Consider the following 24,201-nt stretch of genomic DNA (forward strand, 5'->3'; position numbering starts at 1 on the left):
CCGGAACGACAGAAGGTACGAGAGGAGAACCCGATGGGCAATCTGGATGGCAAGGTCGCTTTCGTCACGGGAGCCGCACGCGGGCAGGGGCGCTCACACGCGCTGGCCCTCGCGCGTGCGGGTGCAGACGTCGTCGTGTCCGACATCTGCCGCGACCTCGATTCGATCCGTTACGCACTCGCCACCGAGGATGATCTCGCCGAGACGGTCCGCCTCGTCGCAGAGGTGGGGCGGAAATGCCAGCCCTTCGCTCTCGATGTGAGGGACGGCGACGCGCTCGACGACGCGGTGTCCGAGACGGTCGACCGTTTCGGCTCACTCGACATCTGTGTCGCGAACGCGGGAATCTGTGGGCATGGAAAGTTCTGGGAGATAACCGATTCCATGTGGGATGAGATGATCGGAGTCGATCTGACCGGAGTGTTCAAGACGCTCCGTGCCGTCACGCCCACGATGGTGGGGCAGGGACGCGGACGGATCGTAGCGACCGCCTCGATGGGCGGTCGCATGGGCAACCCGAATCTGGCCCACTACGTGGCCGCGAAGTGGGGCGTCATCGGCCTGGTCAAGACCCTGGCGCTCGAAGTGGCCGAACACGGGATCACCGTCAACGCGGTGTGCCCGGCAACTGTCGACACGCCGATGGTGCACAACGCATCGATGTACGAGTTGTTCTGTCCAGGGCTCGATTCCCCGGACCGCAGCGACGTCGAGCCCATCTACTCACGGATGAGTCCCATGCGGACACCGTGGGTCGATCCGCAGGACGTCTCGGACGCAGTGCTCTATCTGGTCTCGGACCAGGCGCGCTACGTCACCGGGTCGACGCTCGACGTCTGTACCGGCGCAACGGCCGGGATGCCCTGATGACGCAGATCTCCGAATCGAGCGGGGTGCAACGAGGGTTCAGCCCACCGCATCTGACGTTTGCCGGGATGTCGCAGTCCGTCCGGTGTGGGGGACTCGTCCTCGTCTCCGGTCAGGTCGCACTGGGCGACGACGGAACGGTGGTCTCCGACGATCCGCGCGATCAGGCCGAACAGTGCTTCGCCAACATCGAGTCGGCCCTCAGCCTTGCCGGTGCGCGCGTCTCCGATGTCGTCAAGCTCGTCTGCTACCTCACCGACGCCTCATATTTCGGTGCCTACAGCGACGCCAGGGCGAAGTGCCTCGGTGACAATTCGCCTGCCGGTACGGCCGTCGTGGTGGCGAGTCTGCTGGATCCGGCGATGCTGATGGAGGTGGAGGCGTGGGCTGTCGTACCGCAGCCCGATTGAGTGGTGACGCGGAGCTACTCGGCGGGGTCCAAGGATCGCCGCGCACCGTGCCACTCGGTGACGGGACGTCCCTCGACGAGGTGCTCGTCGACGAATCGCTCGACCCGGTCGGCGTGCAGTGCGGCGTACCAGGTGTTGTCGGGGTACACCACGGCGACCGGGGCCTGCGAGCACGGGAACAGGCAGCCCGTCTGGGTGACGAGGACGTCGTCGTCACCCAGACCGCGGGCCTCGAGCGCGTGGTCGAGCGCCTGCGCGGCCTCCGGACCGCCGCGGGCCGAGCACCGCGGACCCCGGCACACCAGGACGTGCCGTGCGAAGCCGGGCACCTCGTCCCAGGCAGGGGAGGTCAGGGGAGCGGTGGTGGTGCGCGCCGGGGTGGTGGGGCCCGAGATCGCGGCGTCGAGCAGGTCGGCGTAGTTCGCGTTGTCGGAGAGCGGATTCGCGACCCGCACGTCGGGAATCCGTTCCTCGGAGTGCTCGCGGGAGTGCTCGCGCAGCCAGTGCCCGATGACGCGGCGGAACCACGCGTCGATCTTGCGGTCCAGCACCGTCTGGGCGCTCACCACGACGACCTCGGTCGCGCCGGACGCGGTCGCCTCGTCGAGCGCCGTGGTGACGGATGTTCCCGAGCCGCCGAGCACCGCCGTCACGAAGACGGTGTCCGGGTGCCGGTCCTGCAGGGTGCGCAGCGCCCCGAGTACCTGGTCGCGGGGATCGGCGCCGCGATCGGTGGGCGCGGTGACGACCACCCACCGGTTCTGCGCAATCGTGTTCATGAGAAAGACCTTTCGGCTGCCGCGTCGACGGTGCCGCACAGCACCACCATCGGACGGCCCGTTCGTGGATGGGGTTGCACCAGGGCGTCGAGGCCGTACACGTCCGCCAGCAGTTCGGCGGTGAGTACCGACTCCGTCGGGCCCTCGGTGACGACCTGGCCGTCGCGCAGCACCACAAGGTGATCGCAGTACATGGCGGCCAGGTTCAGGTCGTGCATCGCGGCGACTGTGGTGAGCCCGCGGGCCCGGATCAGTTCGAGCAGTTCCAGCGACGCCGAGACGTCGAGGTGGTTGGTGGGCTCGTCGAGTAGCAGCACACAGGGGCGCTGCGCGAACGCGCGGGCCAGCTGGGTCTTCTGCTTCTCGCCGCCGGACAGGCTCTGCCACAACCGGTGTCGCAGGTCGGCGATGCCGGCCGTCGCGAGGCAGTCGGTGACGAGTTCACCCGTGCCGAGTGCGGCGGGGCGGGCCCAGCCACCGCGGTGCGGAATGGCGCCGAGTTCGACGATCTGTTCCACCGTCAGGTCCAGTTCGGTGGCCGAATGCTGTTCCACCAGTGCGACGGTCCGGGCGAACTCGCGCCGGTGCATCGCGGTCGCCGGGACGTCGCCGATCAGCACCCGTCCGCTGTCGGGACGTTCGAGCCGGGCGATGGCCGACAGCAGCGAGGTCTTGCCCGATCCGTTCGGCCCGATCAGCCCGGTGACCCGACCGTCCGGGGCCGTGCACGACACCCGGTCGAGGATCCGCGTGCCTCCGGCCGACCAGGTGACGTCCTCGACCCGGATCTCGGGAGAGTGGTGCGTCATGAGGTGGCTCCCCGTCGTCGGAGCAGCCACACGAACGCCGGCACCCCGACGACCGCGGTGACGATACTGATCGGCAGTTCCCGCCCGGGCATGACCGTGCGGGCGGCGATGTCGGCCCACACGAGCAGCAGGGCGCCCACCAGAGCGACCACCGGGAGCAGGCGCGCGTGCAGCGGCCCGACGAGCATCCGGGCCGCGTGCGGCACCACGAGCCCGACGAAGCCGATGATGCCGGCCTGCGCCACCAGCGCCGCCGTGCACAGTGACGCCACCGCGTACAGCACCCAGCGCGACCGCTCGACGTTGGTGCCGAGGCTCGCGGCGGCACGCTCACCGAACGCGAACGAGTCCAGTACCCGGCTGTACGCCAGGAAGATCGTCATCGTCGCGGCGACGACGACGACGATGCCGACCAGACCCGACCAGCGCACGCCGGCCACCGAGCCCAGGGTCCAGTTCAGCACCCGGTGGGCGGAGTCGCGGTCGCCGAACAACACCAACGCCGACGTCAGTGCCGCGGTCAACTGCCCCACCGCGATACCGGCGAGGACGAGTCGACCGGGCAGCAGCGCCCCGGACCGGGACGTCGCGATGACGAACACCAGCAGCAGGCTGCCGAGGGCACCGAGGAATGCGGCGGACGACACGGCGCCGAATCCCAAGGCGCCCACCGCGCTCGCGCCGGTCGTCAGTGCCAGGACCGCACCCAGTGACGCGCCCCCGGACATGCCGAGCAGGTACGGGTCGGCCAGCTGATTGCCGGTCAGCGACTGCAGCACGGCGCCGCACAGGGCGAGCCCCGCGCCGATCGCCGCGGCCGCCAGCACCCGCGGCATCCGCAGGTCCACGACGATGTGGGTGGTGAGCAGATCGGTGCCCGGGCCGATGCCGAGGCGTCCGGCGATCGACTCGACGACCGTGCCGATCGACAGGTCGGCCGCACCGATCGCGACCCCGGCCGCGCAGCTCACTGCGAGCAGCGCGACCAGGATCACCGACCAGCCGGTGCTGGTCGTCGCGGCTACCCGGGCCGGCACCCGGGTCGTCGGACTCATGCCCCGTTGTCGCCCAGCTGCTCGGCGACCAGGCTCGCGCCCTCGATGGTGCGCGGTCCCGGCGTGCTCGCCGAGAACGGGACCACGACGAACGCGTCGTCGCGCACGGCCTTCAGATCCTTCAGGGCCGGGTCGCTCCGCATGTAGTTCTTCTTCTCCTCGGCCGTGTCCCACGACGCGTCCGCGAGGACGATGACGTCGGGGTTCGCGGCCAGCACCGTCTCCCAGCTGCCGTCGAGCCACGCGCCGTCGGCATTCGCGAAGATGTTGGTGCCGCCGACCGCATCGATGATCAGCTGCGGTCCGCCGGCGTTGCCGCCGACGTACGGGGTATCGGTGTTGCTGTCGTACCAGAAGATGCTCTTGCCCTTCGCGGGCGCCGCAGCCTCGATGCCGCTGAGGGTCTCGCGCATCTGTGCGACGACGGCGTCGGCCTCGGACTTGCGGCCGAACAGGGTCCCGTAGTCGGTGATCTCGGTGCCGATCGAATCCCAGGACACGGCGGGACGGGTCGACTTGTCCTTGCAGCCGAACGGGGAGACGTAGGTGGCGACACCGAGGGCGTCGAACGACTCGTGCGAGCCGACGGCCTTGTCGTCGAACGCGCTCGAGTACGACGCGAGCACCAGGTCGGGCTTGATCTCGAGCAGGGCCTCGCGGCTCGGGTAGTCCTTCTCGTCGAGCGCCGGGACCTGCGCGTAGGCGGAGGCCCACTGCGGCGCGATGGTGTCGTCGAGGTAGGCCGTGCCGGCCATCCGGTCCTGGGCGCCGATCGACAGCGCCGTCTCGGTGGCGCCCTGGTTGAGGGTGACGCCCCGCTCGGCGGGGCCGTCGAGGGTGACGGTCCGACCGCAGTTCTGCAGGGAGATCGCAGCGGTGTCGGCGTCGGAGTCCGACGATCCGCCGCACGCGGACAGCGTGAGTACGGCAGTGATCGACAGTGCCGCGGAGGAGATGACTCGGTGTGAAACAGGGGTACGCAAAGCGACCCGCCTTCCATGACTCGTGGAAAACGTGCTGGTGTGCGTCACGGCCGGTCTCCTGGCTCGGCAGGGATAGCCGCCGGCTACGCCTTCCCGGATGCGTGCGCATCCAGTGGCTGGGGTCGAACCCCTAGTAGTCGACGTACCTGCCCACAGTGGCGAGTACCGCGCCGGCTTCAACCGGACTTCCCGAACACCGTGACAACATCGTGAAGAATAGACGACGGGTCAGGCGGCGCTGTCCGCCTTGTCTGCTTCCTCGGCCTCCTCGGCCTCCTCGGCTTTCTCGGCCTTCGGCATCAGCGCCGACGACACGGTCAGCAGCACCGCGATCCCGAACAGGCCGAGGAACACCAGATGGATGGCTTCGGACAGGTCGCCCGGATCCGGTTCGGCCGTGTCGCCGACCCGCGAGTTCACCAGCGCTCCGAACACCGCGACGCCCACGGCGCTGCCGATCGAGCGCGCGAACATGTTGGTCGAGGTCACCACGCCGCGTTCGGTCCAGTCGACGCTGGTCTGCGCCGCGATCAGCGTCGGGGTGGCGATCAGGCCCATCCCGGATCCGATGACGAAGCATGTCGCGCCCACCTGCCACACCGGTGAGCCGTCCGAGAGCAGCAGCAACAGCGCGGTGCCGACGAGTGCGAGGGCGCTGCCGATCAGCGCGGTGGTGCGGAACCCGACGCGCAGGTACAGCCGTCCGGCCTGGGATGCGGCGATGGGCCAGCCGATGGTGAGCACTGCGAGCGCGAAGCCCGCTACGAGCGCGCCGGTGCCAAGCACGCCCTGCACGAACGTCGGCACGTACGACGTGAGGCCCATCAGGATCGCGCCGACGGACAGCGACACCAGGCTGCTCGCGACCAGCACCCGGCGGGTCAGCATGTGCAGCGGCAGGATCGGTTCGGCGACGCGGCGCTCGACGAGGACGAACCCGACGAGCAGCAGCGCCCCGACGACGAAGATGCCGATACCCATCGGGGACAGCCACTCCCACGACTGGCCGCCCTCGAGCAGTCCGAGGATCATCAGCGCGGCGCCGCCGGTGAGCAGGATTGCGCCGGGGTAGTCGATGCGTCGCCGCGCGGCGGTGGTCTTCTCGGTGAACTTGCGATGCAGCATCCACGCCGCGATCGCGCACAGCGGAAGGTTGACGAGGAAGATCCAGCGCCACGACAGGTACTCGGAGAACACGCCGCCCAGCGTCGGGCCCAGGACGGCGGACATGCCCCACACGCTCGCGATGTAGCCCTGCACCTTCGCGCGTTCGGCCACGGTGTAGATGTCGCCGGCGATGGTGAGGCTCATCGGCTGCACCGCCCCGGCGCCCAGACCCTGGATCGCGCGGAAGACGATCAGCGCCGGCATGCTCCACGCGAGGCCGCACAGCAGAGAACCGATCGCGAACAGCGCGATGCCCAGCAGCATGATCGGTTTGCGGCCGAACACGTCGGACAGCTTGCCGTAGATCGGCACCGAGACCGCCTGCGCCAGCAGGTACACCGAGAACAGCCACGGGAACTGCGAGAACCCGCCGAGATCGCCGACGATGGTGAGCACCGCGGTCGCGATGATCGTGCTGTCGAGCGCGACGAGGGACGTGCTGAGCATCAGCGACAACAGGATCGGGCCGCGTTCCGAGCGCAGTCCCACCGATGCCCTGGCTGCGGCGGTCGTGTCGGTCGCCATCACTCTCCTGTAGATCGATGCCGAGGTGGATCAGCCGACCGTGTCCCGGCGCACACCAAGTCTGAAACAAGGCTAACGATCTTCGGTGCGGTCCTATTCCCGACGCCACCCACCCCGCGTTTCGCGCACTTATCGTGCAAATCCGGGCTCGGAAGGCGCGACAAGTGCGCAAAACGCGGGAGAACGGGGGACGGGGGAGTCGGGGTCGGTCGTCGTGTTCGGTGAAGTCGCGGTCGTGGTCGGCGGCCTTGCCGTACCCGGTCTCGCTGACACCGCGCTTCCAGTGGCCGATGACGAGCGTCGACTTGCGGTCGAGGCCGACGTTGTGGCGCAGGTGGCGGCGCAGGTCGAGCACGACGGCCGACTCGGCGGACACCCACGCGAACACCTTCTCGTCCGGGGCGTCGGGGAACGCGTGACGCCACCACCGGCCGCGGCGCCGATCGTGTCGCCCGGTCGCGCCCGCTCCGCCCAGGCGCTCGCTAGCCCCTCGTCGCCGTCCCGGACCGAGGCGACGGTGATCTCGGCGGGCAGTCGGTGATAGGAGGACGGCATGTTCTGCAGACACTGACCAAGCGGTTGCGTGCTGTGGGGTGCGCCGATTCGCCGGACCGATAGGGTAGCCACGTGCGTCCTTCACTCGATTCCTACACCCACCTGGCCGGCGGCAAGGTCCGCGATCTGTACACGATCGACGACGAGCACCTGCTGCTGGTCGCGAGTGACCGGATCTCGGCCTACGACCACGTGCTGACCACCCCGATCCCGGACAAGGGGCGCGTGCTCACCGCGATGAGCGTCTTCTTCTTCGAGAAGTTGGGCGGCACCAACCACCTCGCCGGTGACCCGCTCGACGAGCGCATCCCCGAGGAGGTGCTCGGCCGCGCGCTGGTGGTGCGCAAGCTGAACATGGTCCCCGTCGAGTGCGTCGCCCGCGGCTACCTCACCGGTTCGGGGTTGCTGGACTACCAGAGCACCGGCGCCGTGTGCGGCGTCGAACTGCCGGAGGGCCTGGTCGAGGCGAGCAAGCTGCCGGATCCGATCTTCACGCCCGCCAGCAAGGCCGACCTGGGTGACCACGACGAGAACATCGACTTCCAGGCCGTCGTCGACAAGGTGGGTCGGGATCTCGCGGTCAAGCTGCGCGAGGACACCCTCGACATCTACTTCCGAGCGTCGTCGTTCGCGGCCGACCGCGGCATCATCCTCGCGGACACCAAGTTCGAGTTCGGTCTCGATTCCGACGGCAACCTGGTCCTGGCCGACGAGGTGCTGACGCCGGACTCGTCGCGCTACTGGCCGGCCGACGGCTACGAGCCGGGCAAGGTGCAGCCGAGCTTCGACAAGCAGTTCGTGCGCAACTGGCTCACCAGCCCCGCGTCGGGCTGGGACCGCGCCTCGGACACCCCGCCCCCGCCGTTGCCGCAGGAGATCGTGGACGCGACCCGCGCCCGCTACATCGAGGCCTACGAGCGCATCTCGGGTCTGTCCTTCGAGGATTGGGTGGGCTGAGATGAGCGCGCTGACTCCGCCGGTCGCCAAGCGGGTGCCGCTCGAGCGGACCCATCACGGGGACACGTTCGTGGACCACTACGAGTGGCTGCGGGCCAAGGAGGACCCGGAGGTCATCGAGTACCTCGAGGCGGAGAACGCGTACACCGCGCAGCAGCTCGAGCATCTGGAGCCGTTGCGGGAGAAGGTGTTCCAGGAGATCAAGTCGCGGACGCAGGAGACCGACATGTCGGTCCCGACGCGGCTGGGCAACTGGTGGTACTACGCGCGCACCGCCGAGGGCAAGCAGTACGGCGTCAACTGCCGGTGCCCCATCTCGGGACCGGACGACTGGACGCCGCCGGAGCTGTCGGCCGACACCGCGATGCCGGGCGAGCAGGTGCTGCTCGACGGCAACATCGAGGCGGAGGGCCACGAGTTCTTCTCCGTCGGCGCGTTCTCGGTCAGCCACGACGGCACGCTGCTGGCGTACTCGGTGGACGTCATCGGTGACGAGCGCTACACGCTGCGGTTCAAGAATCTCGAGACCGGTGAGCTGCTCGCCGACGAGATCCCGAACACCGCACCCGGTGCGACGTGGGCCATCGACCACCAGCACATCTTCTACCTGACGGTCGACGAGTCGTGGCGTCCCGACACCGTGTGGCGCCACAAGCTCGGCACCACACAGGACCAGGACGTCCAGGTCTTCCACGAACCGGACGAGCGGTACTGGGTGGCGGTCGGGTCCACGCGCAGCGAGAAGTACCTGATGATCTGGCTCGGGTCCAAGGTGACCACCGAGGGCTGGATCCTCGAGTCGGCGAACCCCGAGGGCGAGTTCCGGGTGATCCTGCCGCGCCGCGAGGGTGTCGAGTACTCGGCCGAGCACGCGGTGATCGCCGGCGAGGACCGCTTCCTGATCCTGCACAACGACGTGGTCGACGGCGAGAAGGCCGAGAACTTCGTGTTGGCGCAGGCCCCGGTGTCGGAGCCCGGTGCGATGGAGATCCTGATCCGGCACCGCCACGACGTCCGACTCGAGGACATCGACACGTTCGCCGACCACCTGGTGCTCAGCTACCGGCGGGACGTGCTGACGCGCCTGGCGATCTGGCCGCTCACCGCGGACGGCTACGGCGACCTGGTCGAGATGGAGTTCGACGAGGAACTGTTCTCGGTGGGGCTCGGCTCCAACCCGGAATGGGACCAGCCGATGCTGCGCCTGGGGTACACCTCGTTCATCACACCCTCCCGTGTGTACGACTACGAACTGGCGACCGGCGCGCTGCTGCTGCGCAAGTCGCAGCCCGTGCTCGGCGGGTTCGATCCCGCCGACTACGAGCAGCACCGCGAGTGGGCCATCGCCGAGGACGGCACCCGCATCCCGCTGTCGATCGTGCGGCGCAAGGGAATCGGTGGCGACCCCGCGCCGACACTGCTGTACGGGTACGGCTCGTACGAGGCCAGCATGGACCCGGCGTTCTCGGTGGCACGGCTGTCGCTGCTCGACCGCGGCATGGTGTTCGCGGTCGCGCACGTGCGCGGCGGCGGCGAGATGGGTCGGCACTGGTACGAGAACGGCAAGACGCTCACGAAGAAGAACACCTTCACCGACTTCGTCGCGTGCGCACGACATCTCGTCGACGAGGGGCGTACGACACCGGCGCAGTTGGTCGCCGACGGGGGCAGCGCGGGCGGCCTGCTGATGGGCGCGGTCGCGAATCTCGCGCCCGAGTTGTTCGCCGGCATCCTCGCCAACGTGCCGTTCGTCGATCCGCTCACCTCGATCCTGGACCCGGACCTGCCGCTGACGGTGATCGAGTGGGACGAGTGGGGCAACCCGCTCGAGGATCCGCAGGTGTACGAGTACATGCGGTCCTACAGCCCGTACGAGAACGTCGCCGCCAAGGAGTACCCGGCGATCCTCGCGATCACGAGCATCAACGACACCCGTGTGCTGTACGTGGAGCCCGCGAAATGGGTTGCCGCGCTGCGTGCGACGAAGTCCGGTGAGGCGCCGTTGCTGCTCAAGACCGAGATGAGTGCCGGTCACGGGGGCGTCAGCGGACGCTACGAGAAGTGGAAGGAAGTTGCCTTCGAGTACGCGTGGGTGCTCGACACCGCGGGCGCGGCGTAGAGCTTCTTCCGAGGCGAGGGGCGTGGGCACCGACGGTGCCCACGCCCCTCGTTCGTTCAGGCCGGGACGGGTCTGCTGTACGCAGCCCCTGCGGTGGGTGCGGTACGGGGCTCGCTCACCAGCGGCTGGACCGGCTCCGTCCGGTGGTCGGGCCACGCTGCTCTTCACGGTGCTGCGGCAGCTGCGGCGCTTCGGCGAGCACGCTCAGCCGGTGGTGGCGACCCAGGCGTAGCGCACCTGGGGTCGTCCAGCCTTGCCGTACTCGGTCTCCCGGCCCACCGCACCGTCGTCGGCGAGCCGTTCGAGGTAACGCCACGCGGTCACCCGGGACACCCCCACGGCCGCGGCGACCTCCGCCGCGGTCAACGGGCGGCCGGCGTCGCGGACGCACGCGCCGATGAGGTCCGCAGTCTGCGGTGCAACACCTTTCGGTGCAGTTGCGCGCTCGTCGGCGCTGCGCAGCACCGCCATCGCGCGGTCGATGTCGCGCTGGCTGGCGGCGGTACCGCCCCGCGACATCGTGGCCCGGAACTCGCGGTAGTGCTCGAGCTTGTCGCGCAGCGCGGCGAACGTGAACGGCTTGAGCAGGTACAGCAGCACGCCGCGGGTGACCGCCGTCCGGACCACCGCGAGGTCGCGGGCCGAGGTGACGGCGATGATGTCGGGGCGGGGCCGCAGCCCGCTCAGCGCGTCCGCCAGATCGAGTCCGTTGGCGTCGGGCAGTCCGATGTCGAGCAGGACGAGATCGATCGGGTCGTCGCCGGCCGCGGCACCCGCGACCGCCCGCATCGCCGCGTTCGCGGTATGGGCGACGGAGTGGACCGAGAAGCCCTCGACCCGTTCGACATACGAGCGGTGCGCCTCCGCGATCAACGGCTCGTCCTCCACGATCAGGACGCGGATCATCGGGTGCCGTCCCGTCGACCCGGCGTGTGCAGGGGAATCTCGACGACGAGCATTCCGGCCAGCGACGGCTCGGTGCGCAGACGGCCGCCGTGCCGGGCCACCACCTGCGCCACCAGCGCCAGGCCCAGTCCGCGTTGCATCGCCGGGCGGCCGTCGACCTGCTTGGTCGAGTATCCGCGGGTCATGGCTCGTGTCAGCGCGTCCGGATCCATCCCCGGCCCGCTGTCGGCGACGCGGATCACCAGGTTCGAATCCTCCTCCGCGACGGTCACTTCCACCCACGGGGCGGTCTCGTCGGTCTCGGTCGAGCGGGCCGCGTCGATCGCGTTGTCGATCAGGTTCCCCACCACGGTCACCATCTCCAGCGGCGTCAGCGTGGTCAGCGGACCCATGGCTGTGTCCTCGGTGACCGTCAGTTCCACACCCTGCTGCGCGGCCTCGGTGACTTTCCCCAGCAGCAGCGCCGCCAGCGCCGGTTCGTGCACCGCCGCGATGAGCCGGTCGATCAGCTGCTGCGACGTCGCCAACTCGGCCGTGGTGAACACGACCGCCTCGTCGTGGTGGCCCAGCTCCACCATCGTCACGATCGTGTGCAGCCGGTTCGCGTACTCGTGGGCCTGGGCGCGAAGGGACTCGGCGACGCTGCGTGTCGAGTCCAGCTCACCCAGCGCGTTCTGCAGGTCGGTGTGGTCGCGCAGGGTCACGACCGTGCCGATGCGTCTGCCGTCCCACAGCACGGGTGCCCGTCCCACCACCAGGATGCGGTCGGCGGTCACGTGCACCTCGTCGTGTTCCTCGTCGGCGTCCGGTCCGATGCGGCGGAGGGTCTCGGGCAGTTGGTCGACGGTGATCGGACCGTCCGGCAGCCACAGCAGCCGGCGGGCCTCGTCGTTGACGACGTCCACGCGAACCCTCCCGTCGCGGTCCCGTCCGAACACGATCAGCCCCTCGCCGATCGAGCGGAGCACCGCGTCGTGATGCTCGTACATCCGGCGCAACTGGTCGGGGTCCAGGCCCAGGGTCTGTCGTCGGATCCGGTTGCTGACCAGGGTCGCGCCGATCGCGGCGATCCCGACGGCGATCGCGGAGATCCCCAGCAGCGACGGCAGGCTGTTCGCGAACTGCTGGCCGATCCGCTCGCGGGTGACACCCACGGAGACAAGACCGACGATCTCGTCGCCGTCGCGGACCGGGGTCACCGCGCGAATCGACGGGCCGAGCGACCCCGTATAAGTCTCGGTGAACGTCTCCCCGGCCAGTGCGCGATCGATGTGACCCCCGAAACGTTGCCCGATCAGTGTCGGATCGGGGTGGGTGTACCGGGTGCCGTCCGGTGCCATCACCACGATGAAGTCGGTGTCCGTCGCCGCCCGGATGCGTTCGGCCTCGGGCTGCAGCAGTGCGGTGGGATCCGGACTGCGCAGCGCCGCGATCGTCGACGCCGACAACGCGTAGGTCTCTGCGATACCGGTCACCTCCCGACGGCTGGCGTCGTCGGAATCACGTCGCTCGTCGAGTGCGATGAGCACCGAGAGCGCGGCAATGACCAGCGTCAACACGACGAGCTGCAAGATCAGCAGTCGCGTCGCGACGCTCATGGGCTTGCGGGTCACGCCCCGGCGCACCTCGGTCCTCTCGTGAAACTAATGAACACAACCTTCACCGGTGCTCGGATCGGTACCAACATTCTCTGACGAGTCGACGTGACCCCGATCACCTGTATCGACTCGTCGAGAATCCACCCGATCAAGAGGACACCCGATGAGCACGAGTGCAACAGGGAGACCCGGCGCAGCGCAACCCGCCCGGGACAAGAAGTCACGTGACCGCACCCACTGGCTGTACGCCGGTGTCGTCGTCGCGGTTATCGCCGGCATCCTCGTCGGCTGGCTGGCACCCGAGGCGGGCAAGTCTCTCGGCGTGCTCGGCACGATGTTCGTGAGCCTGATCAAGATGATGATCAGCCCCGTCATCTTCTGCACCATCGTCCTTGGCATCGGGTCGGTGCGTGCGGCCGCGAGTGTCGGCAAGGTCGGCGGTCTCGCGCTCGCGTACTTCATCGGTATGTCCACCGTCGCCCTCGGGATCGGCTTGGTGGTCGGCAACCTGCTCAGCCCCGGCAGCGGCCTCGACATCACCGCCACCGCGAACACCGGTGCGGCCCTCGCCGAGAAGGCTCATGCGTCCGGCGGCACGATGGACTTCGTCGCGTCGATCATCCCGACGTCGTTGCTGTCGTCGCTCACCGAGGGCAGCGTCCTGCAGACCTTGTTCGTCGCGCTGCTCGTCGGGTTCGGCGTGCAGGCGATGGGCAAGCAGGGCGCGCCGATCCTGCGCGGCGTCGGCCACGTGCAGAAGCTCGTGTTCAAGATCCTGTCCATGATCCTGTGGCTCGCGCCGATCGGTGCGTTCGGTGCGATCGCGAACGTCGTGGGGCAGACCGGACTCGGCGCCGTCGTCCAACTCGGCGCGCTCATGCTCGGCTTCTACCTGACGTGCCTGATCTTCGTCTTCGGCGTGCTCGGCAGCATCCTGCGCGCCGTCGCCGGGGTCTCGATCTTCAAGCTCGTGCGCTACCTGGCGCGGGAGTACCTGCTGATCTTCGCGACCTCGTCGTCGGAATCGGCCCTGCCGCGGCTCATCGCGAAGATGGAACACATCGGCGTCGAGCGCACCACCGTCGGTGTCGTCGTGCCCACCGGCTACTCGTTCAACCTCGACGGGACCGCGATCTATCTGACGATGGCGTCGATCTTCATCGCCGACGCGATGGGGAAGCCGCTGTCGCTGACCGAGCAGCTCTCGCTGCTGGTTTTCATGATCATCGCATCGAAGGGCGCCGCCGGAGTGAGCGGTGCGGGACTGGCGACCCTCGCCGGCGGCCTGCAGAGCCACCGCCCCGAACTGCTCGACGGCGTCGGCCTGATCGTCGGCATCGACCGGTTCATGTCCGAGGCCCGCGCGGTCACCAACTTCTCCGGCAACGCCGTCGCGACGCTGCTGGTCGGCACGTGGACCAAGTCCGTCGACACCGATCGGGTCCGGGCCGTCCTGGCGGGTGAGCTGCCGTTCGACGAGGACAGCATGGTCGACGACGATGGGCCCGACGAGCCGCAGTCGGCTCCAGTGGAGGGGCAGGTGCATTCCACGCCGATACCCGCTCCCGACAAGCGAGAGTTGGCGAGCGCCTGATGTTCGTGGGACGGATGGCATTTCCGACGCAGGGTGCCCGCGCGTGGCCGAAGCACGAGTCCGAGGCCTTCGCTAGGTTGGTGCACATGACGAGCCCCCTGCAGAACATCACGATCAACACCCTCGGTGGTGTGCCGACCAGCCTCGGTGAGTACGGCGGCCGCGCGGTCCTCCTGGTGAACGTGGCCTCCAAGTGCGGCCTGACCCCGCAGTACACGGCCCTCGAGAAGCTGGCCTCGGAGTACGCGGAGCGCGGCCTCACCGTGATCGGCGTGCCGTGCAACCAGTTCATGGGCCAGGAGCCGGGCACGCCGGAGGAGATCGCGAGCTTCTGCTCCACCACCTACGGCGTCACCTTCCCGCTGACGGAGAAGATCGAGGTCAACGGCGACAACCGGCACCCGCTGTACGCCGAGCTCACCCAGGCCGCGGACGCCGACGGCGAGGCCGGCGACATCCAGTGGAACTTCGAGAAGTTCCTGATCGCCCCCGACGGCACCGTCGCCAACCGGTTCCGTCCGCGCACCGAGCCCGACGCCCCCGAGGTGATCGCGGCGATCGAGGCCGTGCTGCCCCGCTAGGTCTGTCCCCCTCAGGACACCCGACGGCGCCCACACGCACATTCGACCACCGAATGTGTGCGTGGGCGCCGTCCGGCGTTCACCTGCAGCTGCCACCCTCGATGCATGACCGGACAGGTGATCGTGTCGGTGTCGGGGATCAGGGACGAGACGCTCGACGTCGTCGCCGAGTTCGCGGCGGAACTGGACCGCAGATCCGTGCCGCTGTCGCTGCTGGTCGCGCCGCGGCTCAAGGACAAGTACCGACTGGTCTCGGACTCGCTCACGCAGGAATGGCTTCGCGGCCGGCGCGACCGTGGTGACGCGATCGTCCTGCACGGCTACGACCAGGCCGCCACCAAACGCCGGCGGGCCGAATTCGCGCTGCTGCCCGAGCACGAGGCACGGCTGCGGTTGCTGGCCGCGGATCGGGTGCTCGAGGAGGTGGGGCTGCGGACGCGGTTGTTCGCGGCGCCGCGCTGGGTGGCCTCGCCCGGTGCCGTCGCGGTCCTGCCGACCAACGGTTTCCGGCTGCTCGCCGGGATGAGCGCGGTCCGAGACCTCGCGAACGGGACCAGCGTGCGCAGCCACGTGATCGGTCTCGGCGACGGCTTCCGCGCCGAGCCGTGGCGGTGCCGCGCCATGGTGCTCGGCGCGTCCCGCGGCGCCCGGCGGGGACGCCTCGTCCGGCTGGCGGTCTCCGCGAAGCAGTTGGGCAAGGTCGGGCCCCGGCAGGCCGTGCTGGACGCCGTCGACCTGTCGTTGCACCACGGCGCCCGGCCGGACGTGTACCGCTGGCCGCTGCGCGAGGGCGTGCGCGAGGTGGCGTGAGGCGTCAGATCCCCATCGACCGGGCGATCATCGGCCAGTTGTTGTGGAGGTCGTCCTGCCAGTACCCCCACGAGTGGGTGCCGCCCGGCTTGAAATCGAACGTGGCCGGGATGTTCAATTGCGCGAGACGATTCGCGAGGTTGTGGGTGCAGTAGTTGGTGGCCGCCTCGATCACACCACCGACGATCATCTGGTTGGCCAGTGCGATCGGCCGGCCGTCGATGCCGGGCCCGTCCAACGTCTCGTGGTGGCCGGGCAGTCCGGAGCCGGTGGTGATGTAGAGCTCGGTTCCGCGCAGACCTTCGGCGTTGACGACGGGATCGTTGTCGATCCACCCCTGCCCGTCGAGGGGGCCCCACATGTTGGTGATGTCGACGCCGCCGCGCACGCCGGTGACCACCTTGATGGCGTTCTGGCCCGCCCAAGTGCTGGTCTCGGCGCAGCCGCTGTACGAGCCGACGCTCTTGTAGAAGCCGGGCTTGGCGATCGCGTAGTTGAGTACCGAGGTCGCGGTCATCGAGATCGCGGCGATCGACTGCACCCGGTTGGTGTCGAAGGCCTCGTCGATGACCGGCGGCAGTTCCTCGAGCATGAAGGTCTGCCACTTCTGGCGACCGAGTTTCGGATCGTCCTTCACCCAGTCGGTGTAGTAGCTGAACGCACCCTCGAGTGGGGTGACGACGTTGACGTTCTTGTCCTCGAAGAAGTTCATGACATCGGTCTGCCGCTGCCAGGTGGCCCGGTCCTCACCGCCGCCGGTGCCGTTGACGAGGTAGAGCGTCGGGCGCGGCTGACTGGTGTCGGCGGGGAGGATGACCTCGAGTGGGATGTTGCGATCCATCGACGGTGAGTACACCGAGATGGTGACCTTGCGGTCGGAGTTCTTCGTGGTGCTCACCAGGTAGGGAGCCGAGACGTCCGATGCGGCTGCGGTCTTGACCGAGGTGTCGCCACCGGCGGACGCCGTCGCCGGTACCGCAAGCAGTGAAGCGGACACGACCGCCGCGGCGGCCAGGACGCGGGCGCATCCGAGCGTCGAAGTCCCCATGCGAATTTCCTCCCCTGAGAGCCGAATTCGCCGTGCATCACGAAAGTGCCCACGGCCGGTAGTCCACCGAGATGCCGAACGTCCCCCTGAGCGCGGCATTCGTGCAGCACAGTACCGACGGAAAAGCCCCGGGTGTCCCGATCGGAGATACCGGTTCGAGATTCACCCGGGGCTTCACACCATGGCGACCGACGCCTCAGGACACCTCGACGCTCGACTCCTCGGGCAGGACACGGAATTCGGTTCCGCCCGGGCCCATTTCGGTGAGCCGGCCGTAGTAGATGCCGCGGGCCTCCTTCGCGATCACACCCTGATGGATCGGGACCGCGACCCGCGGGTGCACCGCGCGCAGGTAGTCGACGGACTCGGAGATCTTGAGCCACGGCGCCGCCGCCGGCACCGCGAGAACGTCGACCTTCTGCTCGGGGACGAACAGCGAGTCGCCCGGGTGCATCAGCTTGGCCGGGTTCTCGGCGTCGCCGAGCAGGTACGCGGTGTTGTCGATCAGCGGGATCTCCGGGTGGATCACCGCGTGGGTGCCACCGGTGCCGGTGACCTGCACCTCGCCGACGTTGAACACGTCGCCGGGATACACGGCGGTCCACGCCTCGCCCAGCAGCGCCGTCGTCTGCGGGTCGGCGTACAGCCCGGCGCCGGGATTCGCGTCGACCAGCGCGGGCAGCCGCGCCGGGTCGGCGTGATCGGGATGCTGATGGGTGATCAGGATGGCGTCGAGGCCCGTGATCCCTTCGAATCCATGCGAGAAGTTGCCCGGATCGAACAGGATCTTCGCGCCGTCGAGCTCCACCAGGACACAGGAATGGCCGAAGTGCGTCAGTCGCATGAGACGAGTATGCGGGATCACACCGGGCGGCGGGGTGGCGTCCGACGTTCACTCGATGCGGAGTCGCACGGGGCAGCCCGGTAAACTCCTGGATGCCCGGTGCGATCCCGGGCGCAAACCAGCCATAGCGAGGAGCAGCACGTGGCCCGTGTCGTTGTCGATGTCATGCCCAAGGCCGAAATTCTCGACCCGCAGGGGCAGGCCATTGTCGGGGCCCTGTCCCGACTCGGTCATGCCGGTGTGTCGGATGTTCGCCAGGGTAAGCGTTTCGAGCTCGAGGTCGACGACACCGTCAGCGACGACGAGCTCGCCAAGATCGCCGAGTCGCTGCTGGCGAACACGGTGATCGAGGACTGGAAGGTCACGCGAGTCCAGTGAGCGCGCGCATCGGAGTCATCACCTTCCCGGGCACGCTCGACGACGTCGACGCCGCCCGCGCAGTCCGCCTCGCCGGTGGCGAGGCCGTCAGCCTGTGGCACGGCGACGCCGACCTCAAGGGTGTCGACGCGGTCATCGTTCCCGGTGGCTTCTCCTACGGCGACTACCTGCGCTGCGGTGCCATCGCGCGCTTCGCGCCCGTCATGGGCGAGGTCGTCAAGGCTGCGGACGGCGGCATGCCGGTCCTCGGCATCTGCAACGGCTTCCAGGTGCTGTGCGAGGCGGGTCTGCTGCCGGGCGCACTGACCCGGAACGCGGGCCTGCACTTCATCTGCCGCGACCAGTGGCTCAAGGTCGAGTCCAACTCGACGGCGTGGTCGTCCCGCTACGAGGTCGGCGCCGAGATCCTCGTGCCGCTCAAGTCCGGTGAGGGCCGCTACCAGGCGTCCGAGCAGGTGCTCGACGAGCTCGAGGGCGAGGGCCGCGTCGTGTTCCGCTACGCCGGCGACAACCCGAACGGTTCGCAGCGCGGCATCGCCGGCATCGCATCGGCCAACGGTCGCGTCGTCGGCCTCATGCCGCACCCCGAGCACGCCACCGAGTCGCTGACCGGCCCGAGCGACGACGGCCTGGGCATGTTCTACTCCGCGCTCGAGAGCGTGCTGACGGCCTGAGCCGCCGACTTATCGAGACCTGAAGGGACCCTTCGGCCGCTGCGAGCGGACGAAGGGTCCCTTCGTCTGTGCGGAAGTGGGTACGCGAGTCGACCTGGTTCGCTAGCGTCCCGCGCATGATCACCACTGTCGTATGGGGCACCGGCAACGTCGGCCGCGCGGCGATCCGCGCGGTGCACGCCAATCCGCACCTGGAACTGTCCGCGGTCGTCGTGCACAACCCCGACAAGGTGGGACGCGACGCCGGCGAGTTGGGCGACGTCGGCGAGCAGCTCGGTGTCGCCGCGACCGCCGACATCGACGACGTGCTCGCGACTCGCCCCGGCGCGGTCGTCTACGCGGCATCCGGCGAGGTCCGGCCCGACGACGCACTCGCCGACATCGTCCGCGCGCTGCGCACCGGTGCGGTGGTGGTGACGCCGTCGCTGTACGCGCTCTACGACCATCGCAGCGCGCCGCCCGAGCTCCGTGACCCCGTGCTCGAGGCGATCCGGCTCGGCGGCGGGTCGCTGTTCGTCTCCGGGGTGGACCCGGGCTGGGGCAACGACGTGCTGCCGCTGCTGATCAGCGGGCTCGGTTCCACCGTGGATGTGATCCGCTGCCAGGAGATCTTCGACTACGCGGACTACGACCAGCCCGACTCGGTGCGCTACCTCGTCGGGATGGGCCAGCCGATGGACTACGAGCCGCCGATGATCGCGCCGACCGTCCCGACGATGGTGTGGGGCGGCCAGATCCGGCTGATGGCGCGGGCGCTCGGGCTCGAACTCGACAAGGTGGGCGAGACCGTCGAACGGCGCGCCCTCGAAACGGACGTCACGACCACGTCGATGGGGGACTTCTCCGCGGGCACCCAGGGCGCTCTGCGGTTCGAGGTGCAGGGCATCGTCGCCGGCATCCCGCGGATCATCGTCGAGCACGTCACCCGGATCCACCCGTCGTGCGCCCCGGACTGGCCGACGCCACCCGACGGCGGCGCCGGCGCGCACCGTGTGATCGTCGAGGGGCGGCCGCGGATCGAGGTCACCGTCGAGGCCACGGACGAGGGTGGCAGCCGCGCGGCCGGTGGCAACGCCACCGCCGTCGGGCGCCTGGTCAACGCGATCGACTGGCTCGTCGCGGCCGAGCCCGGCCTGTACGACGCCCTCGAGGTTCCGCTCCGTCCGTCTCCGTCGATGCTGCCGCGCCGCTGACCCGCCCCAGATCCACAGCGGGAACGTCAGGATCGACAGGCCCCACACCCACATCGACGCCCGCGGGCGGAACCGCATGTAGTGCACGACGGCCCGCAGGATCCCGCAGAACGCGAGCATGGAAAGTGCCGTCACCCGATCGGCCGTAGGGCCGTTGGTCCTCGTTCCGGCGGCGCCCGCCCGAATCCGGACGCAGTCCGGACTCGATTGCCGAGTGGTGAGAATCTGCACCACACGCCGGCTTCGGCGGAGCACACTGGGCGCCATGAACATCGACATTCCAGAGGGCAAGGACCCGGTCGGCTACGTGTGGGGCGAGATGGTCCCCGGAATCGGGATCCCGGCCTCGAAATTCTCGCTGTCCGTGTACGCGAACTCGACGCTCGACCTGCGGGAGTTCGAGGCTGCCCGGCTGCGGATCGCGCAGATCAACGGCTGCATCGTCTGCATGGACTGGCGCACCGAGCGCGACGGGCAGAAGGTGGAGGACGACTTCTTCGAGGCCGTCGAGAACTGGCGCACCACCGACGCCTTCGACGACCGTGTCCGGCTCGCCGCCGAGTACGCCGAGCGGTACGCGCTCGATCACCACAACCTCGACGACGAGTTCTGGGCGCGGATGAGTGCTCGGTACAGCCAGGCCGAGATCGTCGAGCTGTCGATGTGTCTGGGCTCCTGGATCGCGTTCGGCCGGCTCAACCACGTGCTGGGACTGGATACCGTCTGCGCGTTGCCGGGCAGCTGAGCCGGGTAAGACGGCCGGGTCAGAGGGCCGGGTCAGAGGGCCGGGGTCGGCGGCAGCGCGTCGAGGAAGTCCTCGCTGGGTGCGAAGAACAGCGAACCGGTGACCGCCACCGAGAAGTCCAGCAGCCGATCGTAATTGCCGCGCGGGCTGCCGAGGAACATGTTCTCGAGCATCCGCTCGGTGATCGCGGGCGTTCGGCAGTAGCCGATGAAGAACGTGCCCATCTCGTCGCCGACCCGGCCGTACGGCATGTTGGCGCGCAGGATCTCGAGCGCGTTGCCGTCGTCGTCCTTGATCGCATTGAGGGCGACGTGCGAGTTGGCGGGCTTGACGTCGTCGGTCATCTCGACGTCGTCGGGCTTGCTGCGACCGATCACCCGCTCCTGCTCGTCGACCGGCAGCGCCTCCCAGTCGGCCATCGTGTGCACGTATCGCTGGATGTGCACGTACGAGCCGCCGGCGAACCCCGCGTCCTCCGCGCCGACGGTGACTGCCGCGACCGCCTGCTGTCCGCTGGGATTCTCGGTGCCGTCCACGAACCCGATGAGGTCGCGGTTCTCGAAGTACTGGAATCCGTGCACCTCGTCCACCACCGTGGCCGCGCCGTCGAGACGCTTGACGATCTGGTGGGCGAGCTCGAAACATGCGTCCGGCGTCTGGGCCCGGATGTGGAACAGCAGGTCGCCGGGGGTAGCGGGCGCGACGTGCTTGTCGCCGCGCAGTTCGACGAACTCGTGCAACTGCGCCGGCCGCCGCCCGGTGAACAGCCGGTTCCACGCAGCGGATCCGATCGCGACCACCAGTTCGAGGTTGGAGCCGGGAACCCGCAGGCCCACGGCACGACCCATCCCGGTGACATCGGTGAGCAGGTCCCGGACCGTTGCCTCCCCGCCGGGTGCCACGGTGGCGACGAGGAAGATCGCGGCAGGGGACAGCGGGGTGGCCACCGGCTGGGACTGGGGGAGGGACACGTCGTTCATCGGACTCCGGTTCGTGCGGCGCGGCCGCACGTGCGACTGCAGTCGATCTTGGGGGCGTGGCCAATCTAGCGTCTGCTTCCGACGGCCGAATGTCGGTCCCACGCGCTAACGTCCGGGCATGACGCTGACACTGGGCATGATCACGTTCGATTCGACGGATCCCGGGCCGCTCGCGCGCTGGTGGGCGGACCTGACGGGCGGCACGATCGAGGCGGAGAACGACGGCTGGTTCTACATGGTCGGGGTTCCCGGCTGGGGACAGAAGCTGGGATTCCAGAAGGTCGACGACCCGACCCCGGGCAAGAACCGGCTCCACATGGACATGACCTCTCCCGATCTGGACGCGGAGGTCGAGCGGGTAGTCGCGGCGGGCGCCACCGAGGTGCACCGGGAGAACATGGACGGCTTCCGGTGGGTGGTGTTCGCGGACCCGCAGGGCAACCAGTTCTGTGTCTCGGGAGCACACTGATCCGGGTACTGCATGATTGTCGGTATGCCATCGATTACGCAGGCTGACGCCCAGGGGTTGTGTGCCTTCGTCGACGCGTCGCCGTCCCCGTTCCACGTGTGCGCGACGGTCGCGGCCGAGCTGACCGAGAACGGTTTCACCGAGCTGCGGGAAACCGAGGCGTGGCCGTCCGCGCCCGGGCGCTACTACCTGATCCGCGGCGGGTCGTTGATCGCATGGAGCACCGAGGACGGGACAGCCGGCGGCGCGTCAGTTCCCTCGTGGCCGTTCCGGATCGTCGGCGGGCACACCGACAGCCCGAACCTACGGGTGAAGCAGCACCCGGACCTGGTGTCGGCCGGCTGGCAGATGGTGGGCCTCGAGCCGTACGGCGGCGCGTGGCTCAACTCGTGGCTCGACCGCGATCTCGGCATCTCCGGCCGGCTCAGCGTCCGCTCCGGGGACGCGGTCGAGGAGATGCTGGTCCGTGTCGATCGACCGATCCTTCGGGTGCCGCAGCTGGCGATCCACCTGTCCGAGGAGCGCAAGGGCGTGCAGCTGGACCCGCAGCGGCACGTCAACGCGGTGTGGGGGACCGGGACCGAACCACGATCGTTCGTCGGTTTCCTCGCCGGTGAGGCGGGAGTGGCGGCCGAGTCGGTGCTCGGTTGGGAGCTGATGACCCACGACCTGGCGCCCAGCACGGTGGTCGGCGAGGACGAGTCCCTGATCAGCGCGCCGCGCCTCGACAACCAGGGCACCTGCTACGCCGGAACGCAGGCGCTGCTCGCCGCGGTCGCCGAGCCGGGCGAGAGCACCCCGGTGCTCGCGCTGTTCGACCACGAGGAGGTCGGCAGCATGTCCGACCGCGGCGCCTTCTCCGATCTGCTCAACTCGGTCCTCGAGCGGATCGTCCTGCTCCGGGGTGGTGGTCGGGAGGACTTCCTGCGGGCGATGTCCGGCTCGGTGTGCGCGTCGGGCGACATGGCCCACGCGACGCACCCGAACTACCCGGACCGGCACGAGCCCGCGCACCGCATCGAGATCAACGGCGGCCCGGTCCTCAAGGTCAACCAGAATCTGCGCTACGCCACCGACGCGAGCGGGTCCGCGGAGTTCGCGCTCGCGTGCGACCGCGCGGGAGTCCCGTTGCAGCGGTACGTGCATCGCGCCGACCTGCCCTGCGGCTCGACGATCGGACCGATCACCGCGTCCCGGACCGGGCTGTCCACGGTCGACGTCGGCGCCCCGCAGTTGGCGATGCACTCGGCGCGAGAACTGATGGGTGCCCGCGACGTCGGCATGTACGCGGACGCACTCGCGGCGTTCCTCACGCCTGTGCAGTAAGAGCGAGTTCTCGCGTTCTGCTGCGAACTGGACAGCGGTTCAGTAAGAAGGATGCGCGACTGTGCCGAGCTGAACCGCTCGGCGCACCGCATGTCGGCTCTGCGGGGAGGTCCGACACGCAGCCGTTACCCCCTTCGATCGGAGATCTGCATGTCTCGTCCTTCGCTGCGCCGCCTTGCGGCCGCCACCGCCGCTGCCACCCTCGTCGCCACCGGAGTCACCGTCGGGCTCGGAGCCTCGGTGGCCCAGGCCGCGCCCGCATGCGCGCTCAACCAGTCGGTCACCGACAGTTGGGCCGGCTCCCTCTGGACGCCGTACACCGTGAGCAAGGAGGTTGTCGGCGACGGCACGGTCGCACCGGGACACACCGTCACGTACCTCACCAAGGTGTCCGGTTCGGGAGCGCTCGTCAACCAGATCCGTGACTTCCACCCGGCAGGTTTCCAGTTGGTGAAGGCTCGCCTGAACGTCAAATGGCTGGTCGGGGATCAGCAGTGGGAGGACGTCACCGGTACCGCCGTCGTGGGCAACAACGCCGTCATCGCCAAGGGTGGCGGGTGGACCACCGCGGGTGGCGGAGTCATCGCCTTGGAAACCACCTACAAGGTCCCGGATAACGCCACGGTCGGCTCCAAGCTCGACAGCGGCGCCGGCACCAACATCGTGCTCGCTGCTGGTGACTGGAACATCAACCCGATGGGCGTGTGCGTCACCGTTCGTCCGCCGAACCCCGTCGAGGCCGGCTCGGGCAGCCTCGAGGATCTGGGCTTCGGTTCGGTGAACACCGGATCGGGCCAGGTCTTCGGATCCATCACCGATCCGCAGGGTT

General features: G+C 68.9%; 24 protein-coding genes, 1 pseudogene and 1 riboswitch. Of the genes and pseudogenes, 14 read left to right on the plus strand and 11 right to left on the minus strand.

Features of this window, described 5'->3' with window-relative positions:
• Nucleotides 1–33 precede the first annotated feature (33 nt).
• The gene (locus DEU38_RS10220) at nt 34–867 is read left to right on the plus strand and encodes a mycofactocin-coupled SDR family oxidoreductase (protein ID WP_114720665.1); all 834 of its coding nucleotides are present in this window, start codon (nt 34–36) and stop codon (nt 865–867) included.
• Entirely contained in the window at nt 867–1,277 is a 411-nt protein-coding gene (locus tag DEU38_RS10225; RefSeq protein ID WP_114720668.1) for a RidA family protein, read from the plus strand. Before DEU38_RS10220 ends, DEU38_RS10225 begins: the two co-directional genes overlap by 1 nt.
• Before the next feature lie 14 nt (nt 1,278–1,291).
• Here DEU38_RS10225 and DEU38_RS10230 read toward each other — a convergent pair whose 3' ends face one another.
• The 6 genes and pseudogenes from DEU38_RS10230 to DEU38_RS29680 all read right to left on the minus strand — a co-directional run.
• Entirely contained in the window at nt 1,292–2,056 is a 765-nt protein-coding gene (locus tag DEU38_RS10230) for a ferredoxin (protein ID WP_114720671.1), read from the minus strand.
• On the minus strand, nt 2,053–2,865 hold the full coding sequence (locus DEU38_RS10235) for an ABC transporter ATP-binding protein (RefSeq protein ID WP_114720673.1): 813 nt from the start codon (nt 2,863–2,865) through the stop codon (nt 2,053–2,055). The genes DEU38_RS10230 and DEU38_RS10235 overlap by 4 nt, the downstream gene beginning before the upstream one ends.
• Entirely contained in the window at nt 2,862–3,920 is a 1,059-nt protein-coding gene (locus DEU38_RS10240; RefSeq protein ID WP_114720676.1) for an iron ABC transporter permease, read from the minus strand. Before DEU38_RS10240 ends, DEU38_RS10235 begins: the two co-directional genes overlap by 4 nt.
• Complete coding sequence (locus DEU38_RS10245) at nt 3,917–4,861, minus strand: ABC transporter substrate-binding protein (protein ID WP_114720982.1); 945 nt, start codon at nt 4,859–4,861, stop codon at nt 3,917–3,919. Before DEU38_RS10245 ends, DEU38_RS10240 begins: the two co-directional genes overlap by 4 nt.
• A gap of 72 nt (nt 4,862–4,933) precedes the next feature.
• A riboswitch (cobalamin riboswitch) is annotated at nt 4,934–5,119 on the minus strand.
• Between the two features lie 12 nt (nt 5,120–5,131).
• Nucleotides 5,132–6,595, minus strand: coding sequence for an MDR family MFS transporter (locus tag DEU38_RS10250; RefSeq protein ID WP_114720679.1), 1,464 nt, complete (start codon nt 6,593–6,595; stop codon nt 5,132–5,134).
• 331 nt (nt 6,596–6,926) lie between these two features.
• Nucleotides 6,927–7,235, minus strand: a pseudogene (locus DEU38_RS29680) (hypothetical protein); the annotation flags it as partial.
• On the opposite strand from DEU38_RS29680, the gene DEU38_RS10260 reads away from it, so the two are divergent.
• Both DEU38_RS10260 and DEU38_RS10265 read left to right on the plus strand, forming a co-directional pair.
• Complete coding sequence (locus tag DEU38_RS10260; RefSeq protein ID WP_114720682.1) at nt 7,223–8,107, plus strand: phosphoribosylaminoimidazolesuccinocarboxamide synthase; 885 nt, start codon at nt 7,223–7,225, stop codon at nt 8,105–8,107. The pseudogene DEU38_RS29680 and the gene DEU38_RS10260 overlap by 13 nt on opposite strands.
• Before the next feature lies 1 nt (nt 8,108).
• A complete protein-coding gene (locus tag DEU38_RS10265; RefSeq protein ID WP_114720685.1) occupies nt 8,109–10,226 on the plus strand; it encodes a S9 family peptidase in 2,118 nt (705 codons plus the stop codon).
• Between the two features lie 204 nt (nt 10,227–10,430).
• Here the strand turns inward: DEU38_RS10265 and DEU38_RS10270 are convergent, their stop codons facing one another.
• On the minus strand, nt 10,431–11,132 hold the full coding sequence (locus tag DEU38_RS10270; RefSeq protein ID WP_114720688.1) for a response regulator: 702 nt from the start codon (nt 11,130–11,132) through the stop codon (nt 10,431–10,433).
• On the minus strand, nt 11,129–12,730 hold the full coding sequence (locus DEU38_RS10275) for a sensor histidine kinase (protein WP_181818735.1): 1,602 nt from the start codon (nt 12,728–12,730) through the stop codon (nt 11,129–11,131). The genes DEU38_RS10270 and DEU38_RS10275 overlap by 4 nt, the downstream gene beginning before the upstream one ends.
• Nucleotides 12,731–12,893: 163 nt before the next feature.
• On the opposite strand from DEU38_RS10275, the gene DEU38_RS10280 reads away from it, so the two are divergent.
• From DEU38_RS10280 to DEU38_RS10290, 3 genes are all read left to right on the plus strand, one after another.
• Nucleotides 12,894–14,324, plus strand: coding sequence for a cation:dicarboxylate symporter family transporter (locus tag DEU38_RS10280; protein ID WP_258557777.1), 1,431 nt, complete (start codon nt 12,894–12,896; stop codon nt 14,322–14,324).
• Nucleotides 14,325–14,410: 86 nt separating this feature from the next.
• Entirely contained in the window at nt 14,411–14,905 is a 495-nt protein-coding gene (locus DEU38_RS10285; protein ID WP_114720985.1) for a glutathione peroxidase, read from the plus strand.
• A 105-nt stretch (nt 14,906–15,010) separates the two neighbouring features.
• Nucleotides 15,011–15,715: a DUF2334 domain-containing protein gene (locus DEU38_RS10290; RefSeq protein WP_114720693.1), complete on the plus strand. Its 705-nt coding sequence runs from the start codon at nt 15,011–15,013 to the stop codon at nt 15,713–15,715.
• Between the two features lie 4 nt (nt 15,716–15,719).
• Here the strand turns inward: DEU38_RS10290 and DEU38_RS10295 are convergent, their stop codons facing one another.
• Both DEU38_RS10295 and DEU38_RS10300 read right to left on the minus strand, forming a co-directional pair.
• Complete coding sequence (locus DEU38_RS10295; RefSeq protein ID WP_114720696.1) at nt 15,720–16,763, minus strand: alpha/beta hydrolase family protein; 1,044 nt, start codon at nt 16,761–16,763, stop codon at nt 15,720–15,722.
• Between the two features lie 196 nt (nt 16,764–16,959).
• Nucleotides 16,960–17,607 carry an MBL fold metallo-hydrolase gene (locus DEU38_RS10300; protein ID WP_114720698.1) on the minus strand — a complete coding sequence of 216 codons (648 nt, stop codon included), beginning with the start codon at nt 17,605–17,607 and terminating at the stop codon, nt 16,960–16,962.
• A 141-nt stretch (nt 17,608–17,748) separates the two neighbouring features.
• On the opposite strand from DEU38_RS10300, the gene purS reads away from it, so the two are divergent.
• From purS to DEU38_RS10320, 4 genes are all read left to right on the plus strand, one after another.
• Nucleotides 17,749–17,985 (plus strand): phosphoribosylformylglycinamidine synthase subunit PurS, encoded by a 237-nt coding sequence (gene purS / locus DEU38_RS10305; protein WP_114720701.1) that lies wholly within the window; start codon nt 17,749–17,751, stop codon nt 17,983–17,985.
• Entirely contained in the window at nt 17,982–18,659 is a 678-nt protein-coding gene (purQ, locus tag DEU38_RS10310; protein ID WP_114720703.1) for a phosphoribosylformylglycinamidine synthase subunit PurQ, read from the plus strand. Before purS ends, purQ begins: the two co-directional genes overlap by 4 nt.
• A gap of 116 nt (nt 18,660–18,775) precedes the next feature.
• Complete coding sequence (locus DEU38_RS10315) at nt 18,776–19,852, plus strand: dihydrodipicolinate reductase (protein ID WP_114720706.1); 1,077 nt, start codon at nt 18,776–18,778, stop codon at nt 19,850–19,852.
• A 265-nt stretch (nt 19,853–20,117) separates the two neighbouring features.
• Nucleotides 20,118–20,597 carry a carboxymuconolactone decarboxylase family protein gene (locus DEU38_RS10320; protein WP_114720709.1) on the plus strand — a complete coding sequence of 160 codons (480 nt, stop codon included), beginning with the start codon at nt 20,118–20,120 and terminating at the stop codon, nt 20,595–20,597.
• A gap of 32 nt (nt 20,598–20,629) precedes the next feature.
• On the opposite strand, the gene DEU38_RS10325 is transcribed toward DEU38_RS10320, so the two are convergent.
• A complete protein-coding gene (locus DEU38_RS10325; protein WP_114720988.1) occupies nt 20,630–21,577 on the minus strand; it encodes a Dyp-type peroxidase in 948 nt (315 codons plus the stop codon).
• Nucleotides 21,578–21,695: 118 nt separating this feature from the next.
• Here DEU38_RS10325 and DEU38_RS10330 point away from each other — a divergent pair, with 118 nt between their 5' ends.
• The 3 genes from DEU38_RS10330 to DEU38_RS10340 form a co-directional block, all read left to right on the plus strand.
• Nucleotides 21,696–22,046 carry a VOC family protein gene (locus tag DEU38_RS10330; protein ID WP_114720712.1) on the plus strand — a complete coding sequence of 117 codons (351 nt, stop codon included), beginning with the start codon at nt 21,696–21,698 and terminating at the stop codon, nt 22,044–22,046.
• Between the two features lie 24 nt (nt 22,047–22,070).
• Complete coding sequence (locus tag DEU38_RS10335; RefSeq protein WP_181818732.1) at nt 22,071–23,372, plus strand: M18 family aminopeptidase; 1,302 nt, start codon at nt 22,071–22,073, stop codon at nt 23,370–23,372.
• A 150-nt stretch (nt 23,373–23,522) separates the two neighbouring features.
• A partial coding sequence (locus DEU38_RS10340; RefSeq protein ID WP_114720717.1) for a hypothetical protein occupies nt 23,523–24,201 on the plus strand: 679 nt, incomplete at its 3' end.

Source organism: Rhodococcus sp. AG1013 (assembly GCF_003350365.1).
Lineage (GTDB): Bacteria > Actinomycetota > Actinomycetes > Mycobacteriales > Mycobacteriaceae > Prescottella.